Source organism: Frigoribacterium sp. CFBP9029, assembly GCF_034045305.1.
GTDB lineage: Bacteria > Actinomycetota > Actinomycetes > Actinomycetales > Microbacteriaceae > Frigoribacterium.
On sequence record NZ_JAXCWB010000020.1, the window covers coordinates 1 to 19,258 of the forward strand.

Here is a 19,258-nt window from a genome sequence, read left to right on the forward strand (position 1 = left end):
CGTTGGCGCCGGGGTGGAAGTGGGTGCCGCGCTGGCGGACGATGATCTCGCCGGCGAGGACGACCTGGCCGCCGAAGCGCTTGACGCCGAGGCGCTGAGCGTTCGAGTCGCGGCCGTTACGGGTGGACGATGCGCCCTTCTTGTGTGCCATCTGCGGAGCCCCTTACTTGATCGAGGTGATCTTGACGCGGGTGAGGTCGGCACGGAAGCCCATGCGACGCTTGTACCCGGTCTTGTTCTTGTAGTTCTGGATGACGATCTTCGGGCCGCGCAGATCGCCGAGGACCTCGGCGGTCACCGTGATCTTCGACAGGGCGTCGGCGGTCGAGAGGATCGTGTCGCCGTCGACGTGGAGGACCGGGGCGAGGGTGATGCTGTCGCCGGTGTCGGCCTTCAGTCGATCGAGGGTGACGATCGTGCCGACCTCGACCTTCTCTTGCCGACCACCGGCGCGCACGACTGCGTAGACCATGTGTGTTCCTTAATGTCTCAGGGGATGTACGAGGGGCCGCCTCGTCGCACGGTTCGTGCGGTGGCGGACGGCGGAGCCTGAGCCCGGCGGCCGTTCGTCGCGGAGGGCCGACGACGTGGTCGTGGGCCGATGCGTACCAACCGCTTAGATTACACGGCGGCTTCGGCCGCCGTCAACGCACTCGGACTACCGTGTGCCTGTGACCATCTTGATCGACGACCCCGTGTGGCCGGCCCACGACACCGTCTGGGCCCACCTCGTCAGCGACGAGTCGTACGACGAGTTGCACCGCTTCGCCGCCGCGAACGGCATCCCCCGGCGCGGCTTCGACCACGATCACTACGACGTCCCCCTCTCGCGCTGCGCCGACCTGATCGAGGCGGGCGCCCGTCCGATCAGCGGTCTCGAGCTCGCCCGGCGCCTCGAGAGCAGCGGGCTGCGCGTGTCCCAGCGCGTCAAGCGGGGCCTGACCGCCTGAGGGACCGACGGCCCGACCGACCCGGTCACCAGGCGGTGGAGTGCCCCGCGAAGCTCGCCACCACGCCGCCCGTCGAGATGTCGACGATGGTCGTCGTCACCGTGGTCGGCACGGGATCGATGGTGTAGCTGAAGTCGGTCTCCGCCGTCGCCTCGGCCGTCTCGACCGCGAGGTACTGCCCGTTGGGCGAGACGGAGAAGCCCTCGATGGTCGTCCCGACGGCCGACGGCTCGTACAGGGCCCGCGCCTCCTTCAGGTCGTCGACGACCACGAGGTTGCGATACGAGCTCCCGTCGGCGGCCGGGACCGCGACCTGCTGCACGTAGGTCGTCTCGCCCACGGCGACCAGCTCGCCGCGGAACGGCGTGCCGCCCTCGACCGCCGAGAACGGGATCGGCGTCTGCTCACCCGTGTCGAGGTCGACCCGCGACGACTGCAGCGCCGTCGCCGCCACGAAGGTGCCGCCGTCGAGCGCGACGCCCTGCAGCGAGACGAAGGTGCCGTAGGGCCGAGGAGGCGCGGCGCCGGTCAGATCGAACGCCGCGACGGTCTCGTCCGCCGACTGGACCACGACCGTGGCCCGGCCCGGCACGAAGAACCAGTCGAGCACGGTGATGGGCTCGCCGGCGATGGACTGCACCGGGGTCACGGCGCGCTGGCCCTGGAGGGGCAGCGTGTACAGGGTGTCGGTCTCGGAGCCCTGCGGCCGCCACGAGAAGGCGATCGTCGTCGAAGCGGCGTCCGCGCCGAAGCGGGTGATCAGCCCCGGGCCGTCGGGCAGCGGAAGGGTCTCCACCGCCACCCCGTCGGGAGAGACCAGGCTGAGCGTCGAGGTGGTGCCGTCGTCGGTCACGACCGCGACCGCCGTGTCGAAGACCTCGAAGGCCTGGATGCGCGCGGCCTGGTAGACGATGGTGCGATCGGCGCCGCCGGTCAGCGGGGCCCGCTCGATGCGGTCGTCGGCGCCGTCCGCCCCGTGGACGATGCGATAGGTCTGAGCCGCCGCGGTGCTGAAGGTCGTCGTCAGGGTCGACGGCTGGGCCTGGTAGACGCTCGAGACCCCGTCGACCGTCACGGTGTACTCGGTGCCGTACCTCAGCCGGTCGGTGAACTGCACCGCGATGACGTCGCCCGAGGTCGAGACGGTGTGCGGCGCGGCCGGAGACACCTCGACCTGGTCGGCGTCGACGTGGGCCAGCACCTGGTTGGCGAACAGGCGCAGCTGCTGACCCGACTGCGCCACCACGGCGGTCTCGTCGATCTGCGTCTCGGTCAGCTTCGGACCCTGCAGGTGGGTCAGGACGCCGAAGATCGTGCAGACGACCGCGAGCACGATCACGACGGCGACGAATCGACGCCCCTGCCGTCGCGAGAGGTCGGCCTGGTCGAGACCGGCGCCCTCGTCGTGGGCCCGCTCGCGCTCCGCCGACCAGCGGTCAGTAGAGGTAGGGGTCACGCGGTTGGCCGACCTTCTCGAGTTCGTCGGGCACGAGGGCGATCGGGTCGTCGGTCGCACCGCTCTGGTTCGCCTGGAATCCGCCGGAGACGTCGATCCAGTCGTCGGCGTCGACCTGCTCGCGCCAGTCGGGGAGGTACACGGGCACGCCCACGGGCTGCGCGTCGACGGCGCAGCAGGTGATGATGAACCGCGACACGTAGAACACGTCGGGGTCGTCGCCCGACGGCACGACGAAGCCGACCAGGTCGGCGGTCTTGCCCTGGTAGAACGAGAGATCGGTGGTCTGCCGCAGCAGACCGGCCCAGTCGAGGATCGAGAACGACGCGTAGGTCTCGTCGGAGGCGCCCGTCGCGTCGTCGACGCTCGTCCCGTCGAGCGCGGCGGTCGACGAGTTCACGTCGCGCTGCCCGGCCGTGGCGCTGGTGAGAGTGGCCGGGGGCAGGGCGACGAGGGCGACGGCCATGACGATCGTCACGAGCGCGCCCGCGCCGACGGCGATGCCGCGGGCCGCGGCGCGACCACGCCGTGGCCGGCGGGGGCGCAGGGCAGCAGCGGGATCGTCGTCGTGGTCGTGCCCACCCGGGTGGTCGTGATCGTGGTCGTCGTCGCCCCGGGCGGGGGCGAGCGCGAGCACGCCGATCGACAGCACCATGCCGATGGCGATCATGATGACCGTGAAGACGACGTACCGCGGGTGGATGTACAGGATGAGCTGCCCCGTGGCCGCGAGCCACAGGGTCGCCACGCCCACGACGAGGGTCAGGAGCACGCCCTGCCATCGGTCGGCCAGACGAGCCGGAGAGCGTCGCAGGGACGGGAGTCGATCACGCAAGGAAGTTCACCACCAGTCCGATGGCGGCGCTGGTGAGCGCCACCACGAGGGTCAATTGGGCCAGGACGCGGGGCCGGTAAGTCGTCCGCAGCAGTGCGAGCATCTTGACGTCGATGATCGGCCCGAAGACGAGGAACGCGGCGATGCCGCCCGGCATGAAGGTCGAGGCGAAGGGCAGGACGAAGAAGGCGTCGACGTTGGAGCAGATCGAGATCACGAAGGCCAGCAGCATCATGGCCAGCACCGACCAGACGGGGTTGCTGCCGAGGGTGACGAGCACCGAGCGCGGCACCGCCGTCTGGATGGCCCCCGCGATCGCCGCCCCGATGAAGAGCGCCGGCATCATGGTCGACATCTCGCGACGGAACAGGTCGACGCTCTGCGACAGGCGGCTCACCCCGTGACCGTGGTCGTCGGCGACGGCGCACTCGGCCGCGAACGACGAGGTCAGGAGGCTCTCGGGATCGGGGTGCTTGCTGAACAGCCAGCCGATCAGGTTCGCGATCACGAAACCGCCGACGAGACGTGCGACGAGGATCCCGCCGTCCCAGCCGAACGCCTGGTGGGTGGTGATGATCGTGATCGGGTTGAGGATCGGCGCCGCGAGGAGGAAGGTCATCGACTCGGACACCGTGAAGCCCTTGAGCACGAGACCACGGGCCAGGGGCACGTTGCCGCATTCGCAGACGGGCAGGAACATCCCGAGGAACGAGATGACCGCCCGACGCGGCAGCGGACGCTTCGGCAGCCACGACGTGAAGAACGCCTGAGGCAGCCAGACCTGCACGACGATCGACAGGACGATGCCGAGCAGCACGAACGGCATGGACTCGACGATGACCGAGATCGTGAGCGTGACGAAGTCCTGCAGGGTGTTCGGCAGGAGGCCGGGGCCGAGGGCCGGTGTGACCAGGCGGATGGCGACGAGGACGAGCGCGACGGCCGCGCCGACGGCGAGCAGACGGCTGCGTGGAGAGCGGCGACGACGGACCGGACCGTCGACCGTGTGGTCGACGAGATGGCGTTCGCTGAGAGGCGCCGTCACCGGCCGGACTCGTCACGGGCGGGCGGAGGCGCGTAGCGCGTCCAGTCGTCGGACGAAGGAGGCGCGGTGGGCGCGGCCGGGACGACCCGCCCCGGTGCGGACCCGTCGACGGGCAGGGCCGCCTCGGCGGGAGCGGCCGCCGATGGATCGGCGTCGACGTCCGTCTCGTGGTCGATCGCGAGGGCGTCGCTCTCGCCATCGTGCGTCGGGGATGCGGGGTCTCCCCCACGCAGCCACGACCGGGCCAGCACCCCGCCGAGCACGAGAACGGCCGTGTCGACCACGCCCGCCGACAGCGGGATGGTCGTCAGGTACAGGGCCAGATTGACCCAGGTGCCGCCCTCCCGCGACAGCGCCACGCCCGGCGCGACGCCCACCAGGATGAGCGCGGCCGTGCCGGCGAGACCGGCGACGAGCGTGCTGCGCAGCACGACGTCGAGGCCGTCACGCGCCCTGATCGGCCGCACGAGCACGAGGACGGCGAAGGCGGCCAGGTAGAACGGGAACGGGTAGAGGACGAAGCCGCCGAGGAACTGCCCCACGGGGGTCGCCGCGAAACCGCTCGGGAAGGCCGTCGCCGAGAAGCCGATGGCCGACCCGACGAGGGCGAGCAGACCGAGTGCGAAACGGACGACGAGCAGCACGCCGAGAGCGGCCGCGGCGATGAGGAACGACTCGCGGCCCTCGGCGCTGCGGGTCGAGACGACGACAGCCCGGAACCTCGACCTGACGGTCGGGGTTCCGGGCTGGGTCGGAGTCACGCAGACACCCTAGACGACTCAGAGGTCGTCGGAGCTGACACCCACTCCGAGGATGAACGGGCCCGACTCGGTCGGCGCGGCGGTCGGCGCCGACGCCGGTGCCGTGCCCGAGCTGGAGGCGCGGCGCGAACGACCGCGCCCCTGGCCGGGCTGCTTCGGCTCGGGCAGCGCGCCGAGGACGGAGTCGAGCAGCTGCTCGGCGTCGTCCTTGCTGATCCGACGCGGCTCGCGTCGGGTCGTCGCGACCGGGATGTCGAGGATCGCGACGGTCGCGTCGGGCGTCGACACCGTGGCCCGCGACCGGCGGGGCTCGGTGCTGCGCTCGACCTTGTCGGCGGCGGGGGCCTGGGGCTCGGGCGCCGTGGTGGGCGGCACGACGACCGTGGCGCGGACGGTGCTGTCGACCTCGACGATCGGCGACGAGCCGGCGTCGGTCGAGGCCTCGTCGGGCGAGGCGGCGGACGACTCGGAGGTCGTCGCCTCGTCGCGGGACGACGCGCGTCCGCCGCGTCGACCCTTGCGGGCGCCTCGACCGCGCTTCGGCTCGTCTCCCGAGGTCGACGAGTCGTCGGTGGACGACTCGTCGCCGGCCGGCGGCGTGACCGCCGCGGAGGCCGCTGCGTCGATCGCGGCCTCGACGGCCGCAGCCGCCTCCGTCGCGGAGTCGGTGCTGCGGTCGCCGTCCTCGGCGTGGGCGATGGTCGACGCCGCGATGCGCGACAGGGCGTTCTTGACGTCCTCGGTGATGGCGTGGGTCCCCGTCGAGGGCCCGGACGCCGCCGGCGCAGCCGAGCCGCCACGACCCGCGGCGCCGCCGTTGCCCTGGTTCTGGCCGCCGCCACCCGACTTGGCGGGCTGCGCCGCGCCTCCTCGGCGACGCTGCTGGTCGTTCTTGCCCCGACCCTGCGGCTGCTGCTCCTGGACGCGAGCGGCGCTGCCGGCCTCGGAGAACGACTCGGCCAGACCGAGGCCCAGCTTCTTGCGCGTCATCTGGACGAGACCCAGCGAGGTGACCTCGGCCACCTGGTGCTTCGTGCGGTCGCGGCTCAGGCACTCGACCAGTCGACGCAGCACGAGGTCGCGGTTCGACTCGAGCACCATGTCGATGAAGTCGACGACGATGATGCCGCCGATGTCGCGCAGACGCAGCTGGCGGACGATCTCTTCGGCCGCCTCGAGGTTGTTCTTCGTGACGGTCTCTTCGAGGTTGCCGCCCGAGCCCACGAACTTGCCGGTGTTGACGTCGACGACGGTCATGGCCTCGGTGCGGTCGATGACCAGCGAGCCGCCGGAGGGCAGCCAGACCTTGCGGTCGAGCGCCTTCTCGATCTGCTCGTTGAGGCGGTACTCGTCGAAGGCGTCCTTCTCGCCCTCGTAGCGCTTGACGCGGTCCATCAGGTCGGGCGCGACCGCCGCGAGGTACGACTGCAGGGTGTCGAACGCCTCGTCGCCGTCGATGACCATCTCGTGGAAGTCCTCGTTGAAGACATCGCGGACGATCTTGATCAGCAGGTCGGGCTCGGAGTGCAGCTGGTTCGGCGCGTTGCCGACCTCGACCTTCTTCTCGATATCGGCCCACTGGTTCAGCAGGCGCTTGACGTCGAGGGTCAGCTGCTCTTCGGTGGCGCCCTCGGCGGCGGTGCGCACGATGACGCCGGTGTTCTCCGGCAGGGCCTCTTTGAGGATCTTCTTCAGGCGGGCGCGCTCGGTGTCGGGCAACTTGCGGCTGATGCCGTTCATCGAGCCGTTGGGCACGTAGACCAGGTAGCGGCCGGGCAGCGAGATCTGGCTGGTGAGGCGGGCGCCCTTGTGGCCGACCGGGTCTTTGGTGACCTGGACGAGCACGCGGTCGCCGGGTTTGAGGGCCAGCTCGATGCGGCGGGGCTGGTTGCCGTTCGAGAGGCTGTCCCAGTCGACCTCGCCGGAGTAGAGCACGGCGTTGCGCCCGCGTCCGATGTCGACGAACGCGGCCTCCATCGAGGGGAGCACGTTCTGCACGCGTCCGAGGTAGACGTTGCCGATCAGCGACACGTTCTGCGCCTTGGCGACGTAGTGCTCGGCGAGCGTGCCGTCCTCCATCACGCCGATCTCGATGCGGTCGCCCGACGAGCGGACGATCATCTTGCGGTCGACGGACTCGCGACGGGCGAGGAACTCGGCCTCGGTGATGACCGTGCGGCGGCGACCGGCGTCGCGACCATCGCGGCGACGCTGCTTCTTGGCCTCGAGACGGGTCGAGCCCTTGATGCGCTGCGGCTCGGTGATGAGCTCGGCCTGGCGCTGCGGGCGCTCGCGCGGGGCGCGGTCGGACTGCTGACGCTGCTCGGAGTCGCGCTCCTCGCGGTCGTGCGAGCGGCCACGCGACCGGCGGCGCGAACTCGGCTGCTGCGGCTCGTCGTCGCCGTCGTAGCCGTCGTCGTCGGACTCGTCCGCGTCGTCGTAGCCCTCGTCGTCGCGGTCGGACCGACGTCGACCGGGTCGTGCCGGCAGCGGCACGATCTCCGGGGCGTGGAAGATCAGGCTGGTGGTCGTCAGCTGCGCCGGGATGGGCGACGACGGGGCCTCTTCGCTCTGGCGCACCGCCTCCGCCGCGGCGACGGCCGCGTCGGCGCGCTCGACCGGGGTGGTCTCGGTGGGGTCGTCGACCGCGGTCGGGTCGACCAGGGACTCGATCGGGGTGTCGGTCGTGGTCTCGGGCTGGGTGGTCGCCGGCTGCACCGGGACCTCGTTCTCGTTGGTCACGGCTGATGCCTCCTGGGCGTCGTCTCGTCGGGTGGTCCGGAGGGTGCTGTCGTCGGCGGGCGGCGAGGCCGCCAGGGCGCGTCGCTCCACCGGTGCGGCGGCCTGGCGGGCGCGGAGCCCGCTGAACAGGCCGCGTCGCTTCTTCGGACCGGTCTCGTTGCTGGTGTCGTCTCTGTTGTTCACCACGGGTGGTGCGCTCCTCGCCCCGCCGAGGTCGAGCCGTCGGCGGGTGGTCTCATGTCGTGATCGGGCGGCGCCCTGCGCCTGCCCCGGTCACCGCGTCCTCTCACGACGCGCGGTGTCGGTCACGCGGCGTTCGGTCACGGGGCCGATCGTCTCTGCGATCGCGGCCGTCGTGTCGTTCGTCGTCGTGCGGTTCTTCGTTGCTGTTCGGAACTGGCCATCCGACGAGGGGCGACTGCGCCCCGGCCCGGTTTCCGTCGCACCCGCACGATCGCCCCGGAGGGGATCGCGGGGTCGACACGGCCCGGCAAGTCTCGATCGCGAGGCTGTCACCCTGCGACTGAAGCGATTATCGCATGCTCAGCCCGTGACCACCCATCGGAGCGTGGAATGATTCCCGATGTGACGACCTCGCAGACCCCACCGCGCACCCTCCCCACCGGCCGGACGCCCGTCGTGACGGCCGTCCTGCTGATCGTCGCGGGCGTCGTCGGACTGATGGGCGCCTTCGCCCTGACGCTCGACAAGTTCCGACTGCTCGAGAACCCGACCGAGGCGCTCGGCTGCGACGTCAATCCCTTCGTCGGCTGCTCCCCCGTCATCGAGAGCGCCCAGGCGTCGCTGTTCGGGTTCCCCAACCCGATCATCGGCCTGATCGGCTTCGTCGCCCCGATCGCGGTCGGCGTCGCCCTGCTCGCCGGTGCGCGGTTCGCCCGCTGGTTCTGGATCGCCTTCACGGCCGGCACGTTCCTGGCCTGGGTCTTCATCACCTGGCTCTTCACCCAGACGGTCTTCGTCATCGGCGCGCTCTGCCCCTGGTGCATGCTCGTCTGGTCGGTGACCATCCCGCTCTTCTGGATCACGACGGTGTGGGGTCTGGCCCGTGGCGTCACCGCTCCGACGGGCAGCGGCGTGCAGAGGGCCGCAGCGCGCCTCCTGCCGTACTCGTGGGTGCTGCCCGCCCTGAACTACATCGTCGTCGCGACCGTGATCGTGGTGCAGTTCCCCCTGCTGCTGTCGACGCTCTTCTGACCCGCTCCGCTCTCAGCCTCCTCTTCGACGCGCGAGCGAGACTCGCCGGTACCCGAACGAGAATCGAGGAGCGATGACGCCGTCACCCGGCACCGGAGACACCAAGCGCGAGCGTCGTGACGCCGCGCGCGAGAAGGCGCGGATCACCCGCGAGACCGAGGCGAGACGCCGCCGTCGCAACAGGTGGTTCGCCCAGGGCGGTCTGGTCGTCGGGGTGCTCGCCGTCATCGGGGTCATCGCCCTGGTGATCACCCGGTCGCTCGCACCCGCCGGTCCCGGTCCGCTCAACATGGCGAGCGACGGCCTCGTCCTCTCGGGCGACGGCACGAGCGTCTCGGCAGCCACGACCGACGCGCTCGAGGCCGACGCCGATCCCGTCGCCTCGACGGCGGGCACGGCCGAGAAGCCGAGCATCGTCGTGTACCTCGACTACCTGTGCCCCTACTGCGGTCAGTTCGACACCGCCAACGCCGAGCAACTGACGACCTGGGTCTCGCAGGGCGACGTCGACCTCGAGATCCACCCCCTGGGGTTCCTCGACAACGCCTCGCTCGGCACCAAGTACTCGACCCGGTCGGCCAACGCGTTCGCCTGCGTCGCGAACTACCAGCCCGACGCCGCGCTCGACGTCAACACGGCCCTCTTCGCTCAGCAGCCCGCCGAGAACACCAGCGGGCTGACCGACGCCGAGCTGGTGTCGCTGGTCGAGGGGGCCGGCGCCGACGACCCGGGCATCGCCGGCTGCATCACCGGCGGCGAGTTCGACGACTGGGTCGCCTCGGCCACCGAGCGGGCGCTGAACGACCCGCTGCCGAACTCCGACGAGCCGAAGGTGACGGGCACCCCGACCATCCTCGTCAACGGGCAGAAGTACGGCGGGTCGCTGACCGACCCGACCGTCTTCGCGCAGTTCGTCGCCGAGGTCGCGAGCGGCGCCTCCACGGCGGACACCTCGACCGGCGGCACCGAGTCGACGGCCACCCCGACTCCCTGACCACCGCACCCGGCACGGACGACGGGCCCGCGCCTCCTCGATCAGGAGGCGCGGGCCCGTCCGTTCACGCTCGGTGCGTTCTCGGGGTCGTCAGAACCAGAGCGCCAGCTCGCGCGCGGCCGACTCGGCCGAGTCGCTGCCGTGCACGAGGTTCTGCTGCACCTTGAGGCCCCAGTCGCGGCCGAGGTCGCCGCGGATGGTGCCGGGTGCTGCGGTGGTCGGGTCGGTGGTGCCCGCCAGCGAGCGGAAGCCGGCGATGACCGAGTTGCCGGCGACGCGGATCGCGACGGTGGGTCCGCTCTGCATGAACTCGACGAGGGGCTCGTAGAACGGCTTGCCGACGTGCTCCTCGTAGTGGGCGGCGAGCAGGTCGCGGTCGGCCTGCACGAGTCGGATGTCGACGAGGGCGTAGCCCTTCGCCTCGATGCGGCGGAGGATCTCGCCGGTCAGGCCGCGGGCCACGCCGTCGGGCTTGACGAGGACGAGGGTTTCTTCGAGGGCGGTCACAGGTGCTCCTTCATGTCGGGGACGGGGTAAGTCGGGGGGGGTCGGCTCGCTGGGTCGCGGCCGAGGCGCGAGGGCCGAGGAGGCGCGGGTCAGGCCGTCCCGGCGGGGTCGCCGTAGCGCGCCGCGTTCAGCCGGTCGAGCTGCGTGCCCTTCACCAGGCAGTACGTCCACAGGGCGACGAACACGCCCGCTACGACGTACATGACCGGGTCGAGCAGCCCGCAGGCGATGAGACCCGCCTGCACGATCCAGCCGAGCACGATGCCCCAGCGGTGGCGCAGCACGCGCGAGACGAGCAGCATGACGACGATGGCGGCCAGACCGCCGCCGAAGGCGACGCCCGTGGGCAGCAGATCGCGGCCGTTGACCACGAGCATGACGAAGAACATCGACATGGCCTCGAGCACCAGCACGATCGAGAGCAGGCTCTCGGCCGCACCGCGTCGGCGGCGGGCACGACCCGGGGCGGGGGCGCCCCCGTCGGGAGGCGGCACCGTGGTCATGAGAGCCCCTCCGGGCCCTGTGCGAGCGCGAGGACGTCTCCGACCAGGGTGATCGACCCCGTCACGACGACGCCGCCGGGGCGGTCGCCCTCGGTCTCGTCCGCGAGGTCGCGGGCGGTGCGGAGCGCGGCCGCGAGGTCGGTCTCGACGACGACCCGGTCGGCGCCGACGACCTTGACGGCGACGGCCGCGAGCTCGTCGGCGGGGACGGACCGGTCGGAGTCGGACTGGGTGACCACGAACTGCTGCACCGTGCCCGCCAGCGCCCGGATGATGCCGGTCGCGTCCTTGTCGGTCAGCACGGCGAGGACGGCGACGACGCGACCGAACGGGAAGTACGCCTCGATCGCCTTGGCGAGGGCTCGGGCGCCGTGGGGGTTGTGAGCCGCGTCGACCAGGATGGTCGGATCGTTGGCGACGATCTGCAGTCGACCCGGCGAGGTCACCTGGGCGAGCCCGTCGGAGAGCACGTCGAGGTCGAGCGCCTGGCTGCCGCTGCCGAGGAACGACTCGACCGCCGCGACGGCGACGGCGGCGTTCTGAGCCTGGTGGTCGCCGAAGAGCGGCAGCACGAGGTCGGGGTACCGCCCCGCGAGACCGCGGATCGACACGACCTGTCCGCCGACGGCCACGGTCGTCGACTCGACGCCGAAGCCGACGCCCTCGACGGCCAGCGTCGACTCGGTCAGTTCGACGGCGCGCTCGAGCTCGGCCAGGGCCTCGGGCACCTGCGAGGCGCTGACCACCGACGCGGAGGGCTTGACGATGCCCGACTTGGTGCGGGCGATGGCCTCGACCGTCGAGCCGAGCCGGTTCTGGTGGTCGAGCGCGATGGGCGTGAAGACGGCCACCTGACCGTCCGCCACGTTCGTGCTGTCCCACTCGCCGCCCATGCCCACCTCGAGCACGACGACGTCCGCCGGCGCGTCGGCGAAGCAGGCGAACGCGAGCACCGTGAGCGCCTCGAAGAACGTCAGCGCCTGGTCGCCGGCGGCGCCGAGCTCGGCGTCGACCATGGCGAGATAGGGCTGGATGTCGTCCCAGTTGGCGACGAGACGCTCGTCGCTGATCGGCTCGCCGTCGATCATGATGCGCTCGTTCAGCCGGACGAGGTGCGGGCTGGTCAGCAGTCCGGTGCGCAGACCGTACGAGCGGAGGATGCTCTCGATCATCCGCGAGGTCGACGTCTTGCCGTTCGTGCCCGTGATGTGGATCACCGGGTAGGCGCGCTGCGGGTCGCCGAGCAGCTCGGCGGCCCGGCGGGTCGCCCCGAGCCGGGGCTCGGGCGCCTGCTCGCCGACCCGCGCGAGCAGCTCGTCGTGGACGCGCGCGGCCTCGGCGGCGAACTCGCCGCCGTCGTCGGCGGGCTCGGGGTTCTTGCTCTTCTTCGGGGTCATGCGCGTCGCACCTCCACGGTCACGGCCGAGCCCGCGCCGACGGCGACGGCGTCGACGCGGTCGGCGAGGTCGCTCCGTCGGTCGATCACGAGCTCGGTGGTCAGGGTCTCGGCCTGGATCAGGTCGCGATGGGTCTCGACGGCGTCGGCCCCGGCGTCGTCGACGCCCAGGGTCGTCACCACGCGGTCGCTCACGTCGAGCCCGGTGTTCTTCCGGGCCTGCTGCACGGCGCGGACGACGTCGCGGGCGAGCCCCTCCGCCTCGAGCTCGGGCGTCGTCGCGGTGTCGAGCAGCACGAAGCCGCCGTCGCCGACGAAGGCGATGGCCGCGGCCGCGTCGGCGACCGCCAGCTCGAGCGTGAACTCGCCCGGCAGCAGTTCGATGCCGCCCACGACGACGTTCTCGCCGACGGGCTGCCAGTCGCCCTTCTTGGCGGCCGGGATGACCTGCTGCACCTGCTTGCCGATGCGGGGGCCCGCGGCGCGGGCGTTGACCGTCAGCTTGCGGGTCACGCCGTAGTCGCCGAGGCTCTCTTCGGTCAGGGGCGTGAGCACGACCGACTTGACGTTCAGCTCGTCCCGGAGGATCGACGCGAACGGCTCGAGGGCGGCCGGGTCGGGTGCGACCACCGTGAGACGCGCGAGGGGCAGACGCACCCGCAGACCGGTCGACTTGCGGAGAGCGAGACCCGACGAGGCGATCTCGCGCACGGAGTCCATGGCCTCGACCAGGGCGTCGTCGGCCGGGAACGCCGACGCGTCCGGCCAGTCGGTCAGGTGCACGCTGCGACCCCCCGTGAGACCCTTCCAGATCTCCTCCGCGACCAGCGGGGCCAGGGGCGCGGCCACCCGGGTGACCGTCTCGAGCACGGTGTACAGCGTGTCGAACGCGTCGTGGTCGTCGCCCGACCAGAAGCGGTCGCGCGAGCGGCGCACGTACCAGTTGGTCAGCACGTCGGCGAAGTCGCGGAGCGCCGCCGCCGCGAGAGGCGAGTCGAGCGCGTCCAGGTGCCGCTCGACGTCGGTGACGAGGAGGCGCGTCTTCGCCAGCAGGTAGCGGTCGAGCACGTCGCTCGAATCGGTGCGCCACTTCGCGACGTACCCGTCGGCGACGTGGCGACCCGCGCCTCCTGAACCGTCGGCGTCCGCCGCGTTCGCGTAGAGGGTGAAGAAGTAGTACGTGCTCCAGAGCGGGAGGAGGAACTGCCGGACGCCCTCGCGGATGCCCTCTTCGGTCACGACGAGATTGCCGCCGCGGATCACCGAGCTCGACATCAGGAACCACCGCATGGCGTCGGCGCCGTCGCGATCGAAGACCTCGTTGACGTCGGGGTAGTTGCGGAGGCTCTTCGACATCTTCTGACCGTCGGAGCCGAGCACGATGCCGTGGCTGATGACCTTCGAGAAGGCGGGCCGGTCGAAGAGCGCCGTCGACAGCGCGTGCATCACGTAGAACCAGCCGCGCGTCTGGCCGATGTACTCGACCACGAAGTCGGCCGGGGCGTGCGTCTCGAACCAGCTCTGATTCTCGAACGGGTAGTGCACCTGCGCGAAGGGCATCGAGCCAGAGTCGAACCAGACGTCGAAGACGTCGTCGATGCGACGCATCGTGCTCTGACCGGTGGGGTCGTCGGGGTTCGGACGGGTGAGGTCGTCGATGTAGGGGCGGTGCAGATCGGGCTCGCCCTGCTCGTTGAGCGGCAGACGACCGAAGTCGGCCTCGAGCTCGGCGAACGAGCCGTAGACGTCCACCCGGGGGTGGGCCGGGTCGTCGCTCTTCCAGACCGGGATGGGCGAGCCCCAGTAGCGGTTGCGCGAGATCGACCAGTCGCGGGCGCCGCCCACCCACTTGCCGAACTGACCGTCCTTGACGTTCTCGGGCACCCAGGTGATCTGCTGGTTGAGCTCGCTCATGCGGTCGCGGAACTCGGTCACGCGGACGAACCAGCTCGACACGGCCTTGTAGATGAGCGGGTTGCGGCAGCGCCAGCAGTGCGGGTAGCTGTGCTCGTAGCTCGCGAGACGGACGAGGCGGCCGTCGGCACGGAGACGCTGCACGAGGGTCTTGTTGGCGTCGAACACCTGCTGACCCGCGACGCCGAGCTCGTCGAACAGCGGCAGGAACCGGCCCGCGTCGTCGACGGAGACCAGCACGGGGATGCCGGCGGCGGCGCAGACCTGCTGGTCGTCCTCGCCGTAGGCGGGCGCCTGATGCACGATGCCCGTGCCCTCGCCGGTCGCGACGTAGTCGGCGACGAGCACGCGCCAGGCGTTCTCGGTGCCGTAGGTCTCGGTGTCGGCGTAGACGTCCCAGATGCGGTCGTACTCGACGCCCTCGAGCTCCGCCCCGGCGAAGGTCGCGCTGACGGCGGCCTGGGCGGCCTCGGGCGAGTCGTAGCCGAGGTCGCGCGAGTAGGCGGCGAGGGTGTCGGCCGCGAGCAGGAACACGCTGCCGGTCAGCAGCTGCTGGTCGCCGGTGCGCTCGCCGGGCAGAAGGGCGTGGGGCACGGTCACGTAGTCGATCGACGGGCCGACCGCGAGGGCCATGTTCGTCGGGAGGGTCCAGGGGGTCGTCGTCCAGGCGAGCGCCTCGACGCCGGTCAGCCCGAGAGCCTCGGCCTTCGCCCCGACGAGGGGGAACGAGACCGTGACCGTCTGGTCTTGACGCATCTTGTAGACGTCGTCGTCCATCCGCAGCTCGTGGTTCGACAGCGGCGTCTGGTCGTGCCAGCAGTAGGGCAGCACCCGAAAGCCCTCGTAGGCCAGCGACTTCTCGTGCAGCTGCTTGAAGGCCCAGATCACGCTCTCCATGAAGGTGGAGTCGAGGGTCTTGTAGTCGTCGTCGAAGTCGACCCAGCGCGCCTGGCGGGTCACGTAGCCCTGCCACTCGTCGGTGTACTTCAGCACCGAGCTGCGGGCGGCCGCGTTGAAGGCGCCGATGCCCATGTCGTCGATCTCGTGCTTCTCGGTGATGCCGAGCTGCCGCATCGCCTCGAGCTCGGCGGGCAGACCGTGGGTGTCCCAGCCGAAGCGACGGTGCACCTGCTTGCCGCGCATCGTCTGGTACCTCGGGAACACGTCTTTGGCGTAGCCCGTCAGGAGGTGGCCGTAGTGCGGCAGCCCGTTGGCGAAGGGCGGGCCGTCGTAGAAGACCCACTCGTCGCAGCCCTCGCGGGCGCGGATCGACTCGCGGAAGGTGTCGTCGCCCTTCCAGAACGCGAGGATCCCCTGTTCGACGTCGGGGAATCGGGGCGATGCGGGTACCGGCTGGTAGGCCATGGGAACTCCAGGTGGTGCGGATGTCCGTTCACGAGGACGCCTGCCGAGGGTTCTCGGTCGGCGCGGTACCACCCCGCTTGCCGCCCCTGCGGGCGACCGCTCTGCTGCGGCTGTGACGGGCCTGCCCCGCTCGGGTCTACTGACGCCTCGTGCCCTGACGGGCCGGTCGACGCGTTCTGCCGAGAGCTCCCCGGTGATGGCCGGATCACAGCGGGTCCATCGTACAAGGCGAGGAGGCGCGGCGCGATCATCTGCAGAGAGTGCAGAATCGAGATCATGACCGCCGAGAGCACCGCCGACCCCCAGAGCACCGCGCAGCCCGAGGGCACGGCGAAGCCGGAGAGCTTCACCACCGTGCTGGTCGCGTTCGTAGCGAACCTGCTGATCGCCGTCGCGAAGACGGTGGCGGCTCTTCTCACGGGGTCGGCCTCGATGGTGGCCGAGTCGGCGCACTCGTGGGCCGACACCGGCAACGAGGTGTTCCTCTTCATCGCCGACAAGCGAGGGGTGAGGCGACGCGACGCCTCGCACCCTCTCGGCTACGGCAAGGAGACCTACGTCTGGTCGATGTTCGCGGCCTTCGGGCTCTTCACGGTCGGCGCCGTCGTCTCGATCCAGCACGGCATCTCGCAGCTGGGCGCCGCCGAGGCGGCCGAGGACTACCTGGTCAACTACATCGTGCTCGGAGTGGCCTTCGTGCTCGAGGGCACCTCCTTCTTGCAGGCCCTCCGTCAGGCCCGAGGCAGCGCTCGCGACCGCAGCCAGCCGACCCTCCGGTTCGTGCTGCGCAGCTCGAACCCGACGTTGCGCGCCGTCTTCGCCGAGGACGCCGCCGCGCTCGTCGGCCTGGTGATCGCGTTCCTCGGCATCCTCCTGCACCAGATCACCGGTTCAGCAGTGTTCGACGCCGTCGGCTCGATCGCGGTGGGCGTGCTGCTCGGGGTCGTCGCCCTCGTGCTGGTCGACCGCAACAGGAGGTTCCTGGTCGGCGAGAGCCCGAGCGACGAGCTCGAGTCGATCGTGCTCGCGCGTCTGCTCGACCGCCCCGAGATCGCCCGGGTGACCTACCTGCACACCGAGTTCGTCGGTCCGGGGCGTCTCTACCTGGTCGCGGCGGTCGACATATCGGGCGACGAGACGGAGGGGCACGTCGCCGTGGCCCTCCGTCGCGTCGAGCGGGAGCTCGAGGAGCACGACGCGGTCGAGGAGGCGGTGCTCACCCTGTCGACGCCCGACGAGCCGAGCCTCCTGCCGATCAGCTGAGGCGACGCGTTCGGCGACGCGCGTATCCGACGGCGACGAGACCGAGACCGATCACGACCAGCGCAGCGACCGACAGCGGGCCCGATCCCTCGGCGCCCGTGTAGGCCAGTGCCGACGTGCCGGAGGTCGAGGAGGTGGCCACGACGGCCGTCGGGGCGACCAGGGTGAAGGTCACGACGTTGCTCGGACCCGACATGAACGATTGGTCGGGGTTGTCGAACAGCGTGAAGACGGCGAACGAGTAGGTGCCCGGCTTCAGGCTCTCCGTCATGGACCAGGTGCCGTCGGCCCCGACGATCGTCGGGTCGATGCCCGCGATGAGCGGCTCGAACTCCCCTTCGCCGCCGCCTTCCCCTTCGCCCCGGGCCGCCGCCGCGTAGCGGTCGATCGCGGCGCGCCCCTCGGGGAAGAACCCGTAGAGGGCGATGACCGTGCCCGGGGTGCCCGTGCCTGCGATGGTGAAGAGCTGCGAGCCGTCGTGCCCCTGGCTGCGATCGGGCCGACCGACCACCGTGCCGCCCTGCGCGGGCGAGGTGACGACCGGAGCCGCGGGCAGGAGATCGACGCGACGGAGCACGCTCACGACGACCGAGGCCTCACGGGACGGGAGCGTGGTCGCGAAGCCGTCCGCATCGAACGCGCCCTGACGTGCGGAGATGCTCCACTGGCCGTAGGGCATGAAGACCTCGTCGCTCCACGTCCCGTCGGCGGCCACCACCGGCGGCTCGTCGTCGTATCCCCAGGGAGTCGCCGGGACGATCGCGAGCAGGTCGATGTCGATGACGGAGCCGGGCGTGCCCGTTCCGGTCACGTCGATCGCACCCGTCTCGTAGTCCCCCGACTCGTAAGGTCGTCCCTCGACGCGGCCGCCCTCGCCGGGCGTGGAGATCGTCGGTGCGGAGCTCGTGGGGAGCCCGGCGACGACGAACTCGCGATCGATGGTGCCGAGGTCGACCCCGTCCGCACCCGAGACCTGCAGCACGACGGTGTACGTGACCGCCGCCGTGGATCCGTCGAGGGAGATCGCTTCGGAGAACGCTCCGTCGGCGACCTGCGACAGGCCGCTCTGTCCGTCGGAGATGCTCCAGCGGACCGTGCTCCCCGTCGGCACCGACGCCTCGAGGCGGACGCCGGCGGAGGTCAGCCGCTGTCCGACCAGGGGGCTGGTCACGGTGAAGCCGGGGGCCGCGGCGGCTTCGACGGCCGGCGGAGCGGCCGGCGAGGGGGATGCGGACGGGTTGGCGACGACGTCCGAGCCGGGCGCCGTGGGCTCGACCGCGACGGGAGTCTCCACAGGAGCGCCGGAGCCGGGCTGATCGGCGGGGACATCCTCGACCGGTGCCTCGCCGGGTACCGGCGCGCCGTCGACGGGGTCGGCTCCGACGGTCGGCGCCGGAGACGCGGCCTCGTCGGCAACGGTCCCGTCGACGACCGTCCCGTCGACGACCGTCCCGTCGGCGGGTCGCGCGAGCCCGACGCTCTGCTCCGTCGGGGCCGGAGCGGCGGAGGCCGCGGGCACGCCGATCAGAAGTCCCCCCAGGGCGATGACGACGGCGGTCGGCAGCGCGACGGCGGCCGACAGGGTGTTCTTCATGGTGATCTCTTTCGCGTGGGCCGAGCTCGACGCGGTGCTCTCGACCCACCCCCGGGCCCCGCGAGACGGCCTCAAGTCGACCGTGTGACCTCACCGTACGGAGTCGAGGCGGCCGGTCGTGCGGCCGTGATCGTTTCGTCACCCGATGTCATCCGAACGATTGAGGTTCCGTCATCTCGACGGACGACACCGGGCCTCCGATGGTGTGGCGAGCGTCCATCGGATCGCACGAGTCGTCTGTCCGTTGGCGGGTCTGTCAGGTGGACGGAGGCGCCGGCGTCTACCGTGATGCTCGTGCGTTCAGTGATCCGGTTGGCCAGGGCCAACCCCTCAGCCATCCGGTTCCTCGTGGTCGGCGGCATCGGGTTCGTCATCACCATGGTGATCAACTACGGCCTGAAGCTCTTCGTCATCCCGCAGCACCCGGTCACGGCCCTCGCCGTCGGCACGATCGTCGCGACCGTCGTGTCGTACTGGATGAACAAGAAGTGGTCGTTCGACGATCGCGGTGACCGCCACACGGCGCACGAGATGCTCCTGTTCACGGCGGTCAGCATCGTGGGCATCGGTCTGAACTCGGCCCCCCTCTACCTCTCGCGCTACGGCTTCGGCCTCGGCGTGCCGAACGTGTCGTTCGCCACGCAGGAGGTGGCGGACTTCATCAGCGGCCCGATCATCGGCACGCTCATCGCCATGGTGTTCCGCTACTGGGCCATGA

General features: G+C 70.9%; 17 protein-coding genes. 5 read left to right on the forward strand and 12 right to left on the reverse strand.

What is annotated here, in order from left to right; all coding sequences use genetic code 11:
• The coding region (locus SOM11_RS14685) for a 50S ribosomal protein L27 (protein WP_320478517.1) at positions 1-151 on the reverse strand (151 nt) is incomplete at its 3' end.
• A 12-nt stretch (positions 152-163) separates the two neighbouring features.
• A complete protein-coding gene (gene rplU / locus SOM11_RS14690; protein ID WP_192060015.1) occupies positions 164-472 on the reverse strand; it encodes a 50S ribosomal protein L21 in 309 nt (102 codons plus the stop codon).
• 199 nt (positions 473-671) lie between these two features.
• Between rplU and SOM11_RS14695 the strand changes: the two genes are divergently transcribed.
• Positions 672-950, forward strand: a complete 279-nt coding sequence (locus SOM11_RS14695) for a DUF4031 domain-containing protein (RefSeq protein ID WP_192060013.1) — start codon at positions 672-674, stop codon at positions 948-950.
• A gap of 25 nt (positions 951-975) precedes the next feature.
• Here the strand turns inward: SOM11_RS14695 and SOM11_RS14700 are convergent, their stop codons facing one another.
• The 5 genes from SOM11_RS14700 to SOM11_RS14720 are packed head-to-tail and all read right to left on the reverse strand — an operon-like array spanning position 976 to position 7,975.
• Positions 976-2,406, reverse strand: a complete 1,431-nt coding sequence (locus SOM11_RS14700; protein ID WP_320478507.1) for a hypothetical protein — start codon at positions 2,404-2,406, stop codon at positions 976-978.
• Positions 2,387-3,178 carry a TIGR03943 family putative permease subunit gene (locus tag SOM11_RS14705; protein WP_320478508.1) on the reverse strand — a complete coding sequence of 264 codons (792 nt, stop codon included), beginning with the start codon at positions 3,176-3,178 and terminating at the stop codon, positions 2,387-2,389. The genes SOM11_RS14700 and SOM11_RS14705 overlap by 20 nt, the downstream gene beginning before the upstream one ends.
• A gap of 55 nt (positions 3,179-3,233) precedes the next feature.
• On the reverse strand, positions 3,234-4,286 hold the full coding sequence (locus SOM11_RS14710) for a permease (protein WP_320478509.1): 1,053 nt from the start codon (positions 4,284-4,286) through the stop codon (positions 3,234-3,236).
• Positions 4,283-5,047 carry a hypothetical protein gene (locus tag SOM11_RS14715; RefSeq protein ID WP_320478510.1) on the reverse strand — a complete coding sequence of 255 codons (765 nt, stop codon included), beginning with the start codon at positions 5,045-5,047 and terminating at the stop codon, positions 4,283-4,285. The genes SOM11_RS14710 and SOM11_RS14715 overlap by 4 nt, the downstream gene beginning before the upstream one ends.
• Before the next feature lie 18 nt (positions 5,048-5,065).
• The gene (locus SOM11_RS14720; protein WP_414655473.1) at positions 5,066-7,975 is read right to left on the reverse strand and encodes an Rne/Rng family ribonuclease; all 2,910 of its coding nucleotides are present in this window, start codon (positions 7,973-7,975) and stop codon (positions 5,066-5,068) included.
• A 399-nt stretch (positions 7,976-8,374) separates the two neighbouring features.
• Here SOM11_RS14720 and SOM11_RS14725 point away from each other — a divergent pair, with 399 nt between their 5' ends.
• Positions 8,375-9,004 carry a vitamin K epoxide reductase family protein gene (locus SOM11_RS14725; protein WP_320478511.1) on the forward strand — a complete coding sequence of 210 codons (630 nt, stop codon included), beginning with the start codon at positions 8,375-8,377 and terminating at the stop codon, positions 9,002-9,004.
• 73 nt (positions 9,005-9,077) lie between these two features.
• On the forward strand, positions 9,078-9,998 hold the full coding sequence (locus SOM11_RS14730) for a DsbA family protein (RefSeq protein WP_320478512.1): 921 nt from the start codon (positions 9,078-9,080) through the stop codon (positions 9,996-9,998).
• A 90-nt stretch (positions 9,999-10,088) separates the two neighbouring features.
• On the opposite strand, the gene ndk is transcribed toward SOM11_RS14730, so the two are convergent.
• The 4 genes from ndk to ileS form a co-directional block, all read right to left on the reverse strand.
• Positions 10,089-10,505: a nucleoside-diphosphate kinase gene (gene ndk, locus SOM11_RS14735; RefSeq protein WP_243215317.1), complete on the reverse strand. Its 417-nt coding sequence runs from the start codon at positions 10,503-10,505 to the stop codon at positions 10,089-10,091.
• 89 nt (positions 10,506-10,594) lie between these two features.
• On the reverse strand, positions 10,595-11,008 hold the full coding sequence (locus SOM11_RS14740) for a DUF4233 domain-containing protein (RefSeq protein WP_243215318.1): 414 nt from the start codon (positions 11,006-11,008) through the stop codon (positions 10,595-10,597).
• Positions 11,005-12,405, reverse strand: a complete 1,401-nt coding sequence (locus tag SOM11_RS14745; protein ID WP_243215319.1) for a bifunctional folylpolyglutamate synthase/dihydrofolate synthase — start codon at positions 12,403-12,405, stop codon at positions 11,005-11,007. The genes SOM11_RS14740 and SOM11_RS14745 overlap by 4 nt, the downstream gene beginning before the upstream one ends.
• Positions 12,402-15,683 carry an isoleucine--tRNA ligase gene (ileS, locus tag SOM11_RS14750; RefSeq protein ID WP_320478513.1) on the reverse strand — a complete coding sequence of 1,094 codons (3,282 nt, stop codon included), beginning with the start codon at positions 15,681-15,683 and terminating at the stop codon, positions 12,402-12,404. The genes SOM11_RS14745 and ileS overlap by 4 nt, the downstream gene beginning before the upstream one ends.
• A gap of 276 nt (positions 15,684-15,959) precedes the next feature.
• Between ileS and SOM11_RS14755 the strand changes: the two genes are divergently transcribed.
• On the forward strand, positions 15,960-16,946 hold the full coding sequence (locus SOM11_RS14755) for a cation diffusion facilitator family transporter (RefSeq protein WP_320478514.1): 987 nt from the start codon (positions 15,960-15,962) through the stop codon (positions 16,944-16,946).
• Here SOM11_RS14755 and SOM11_RS14760 read toward each other — a convergent pair.
• Complete coding sequence (locus SOM11_RS14760) at positions 16,939-18,540, reverse strand: hypothetical protein (protein ID WP_320478515.1); 1,602 nt, start codon at positions 18,538-18,540, stop codon at positions 16,939-16,941. The two genes, SOM11_RS14755 and SOM11_RS14760, sit on opposite strands and share 8 nt — an antisense overlap.
• Before the next feature lie 294 nt (positions 18,541-18,834).
• Here SOM11_RS14760 and SOM11_RS14765 point away from each other — a divergent pair.
• The coding region (locus tag SOM11_RS14765; RefSeq protein WP_320478516.1) for a GtrA family protein at positions 18,835-19,258 on the forward strand (424 nt) is incomplete at its 3' end.

Excerpts from the sequence above, each read along its gene's own strand:
- rplU (WP_192060015.1), bottom strand. The coding sequence starts at position 472 with ATGGTCTACGCAGTCGTGCGCGCCGGTGGTCGGCAAGAGAAGGTCGAG.
- SOM11_RS14755 (WP_320478514.1), top strand. The coding sequence starts at position 15,960 with ATGACCGCCGAGAGCACCGCCGACCCCCAGAGCACCGCGCAGCCCGAG.
- SOM11_RS14740 (WP_243215318.1), bottom strand. The coding sequence starts at position 11,008 with ATGACCACGGTGCCGCCTCCCGACGGGGGCGCCCCCGCCCCGGGTCGT.
- SOM11_RS14760 (WP_320478515.1), bottom strand. The coding sequence starts at position 18,540 with ATGAAGAACACCCTGTCGGCCGCCGTCGCGCTGCCGACCGCCGTCGTC.
- SOM11_RS14745 (WP_243215319.1), bottom strand. The coding sequence starts at position 12,405 with ATGACCCCGAAGAAGAGCAAGAACCCCGAGCCCGCCGACGACGGCGGC.
- ileS (WP_320478513.1), bottom strand. The coding sequence starts at position 15,683 with ATGGCCTACCAGCCGGTACCCGCATCGCCCCGATTCCCCGACGTCGAA.
- SOM11_RS14730 (WP_320478512.1), top strand. The coding sequence starts at position 9,078 with ATGACGCCGTCACCCGGCACCGGAGACACCAAGCGCGAGCGTCGTGAC.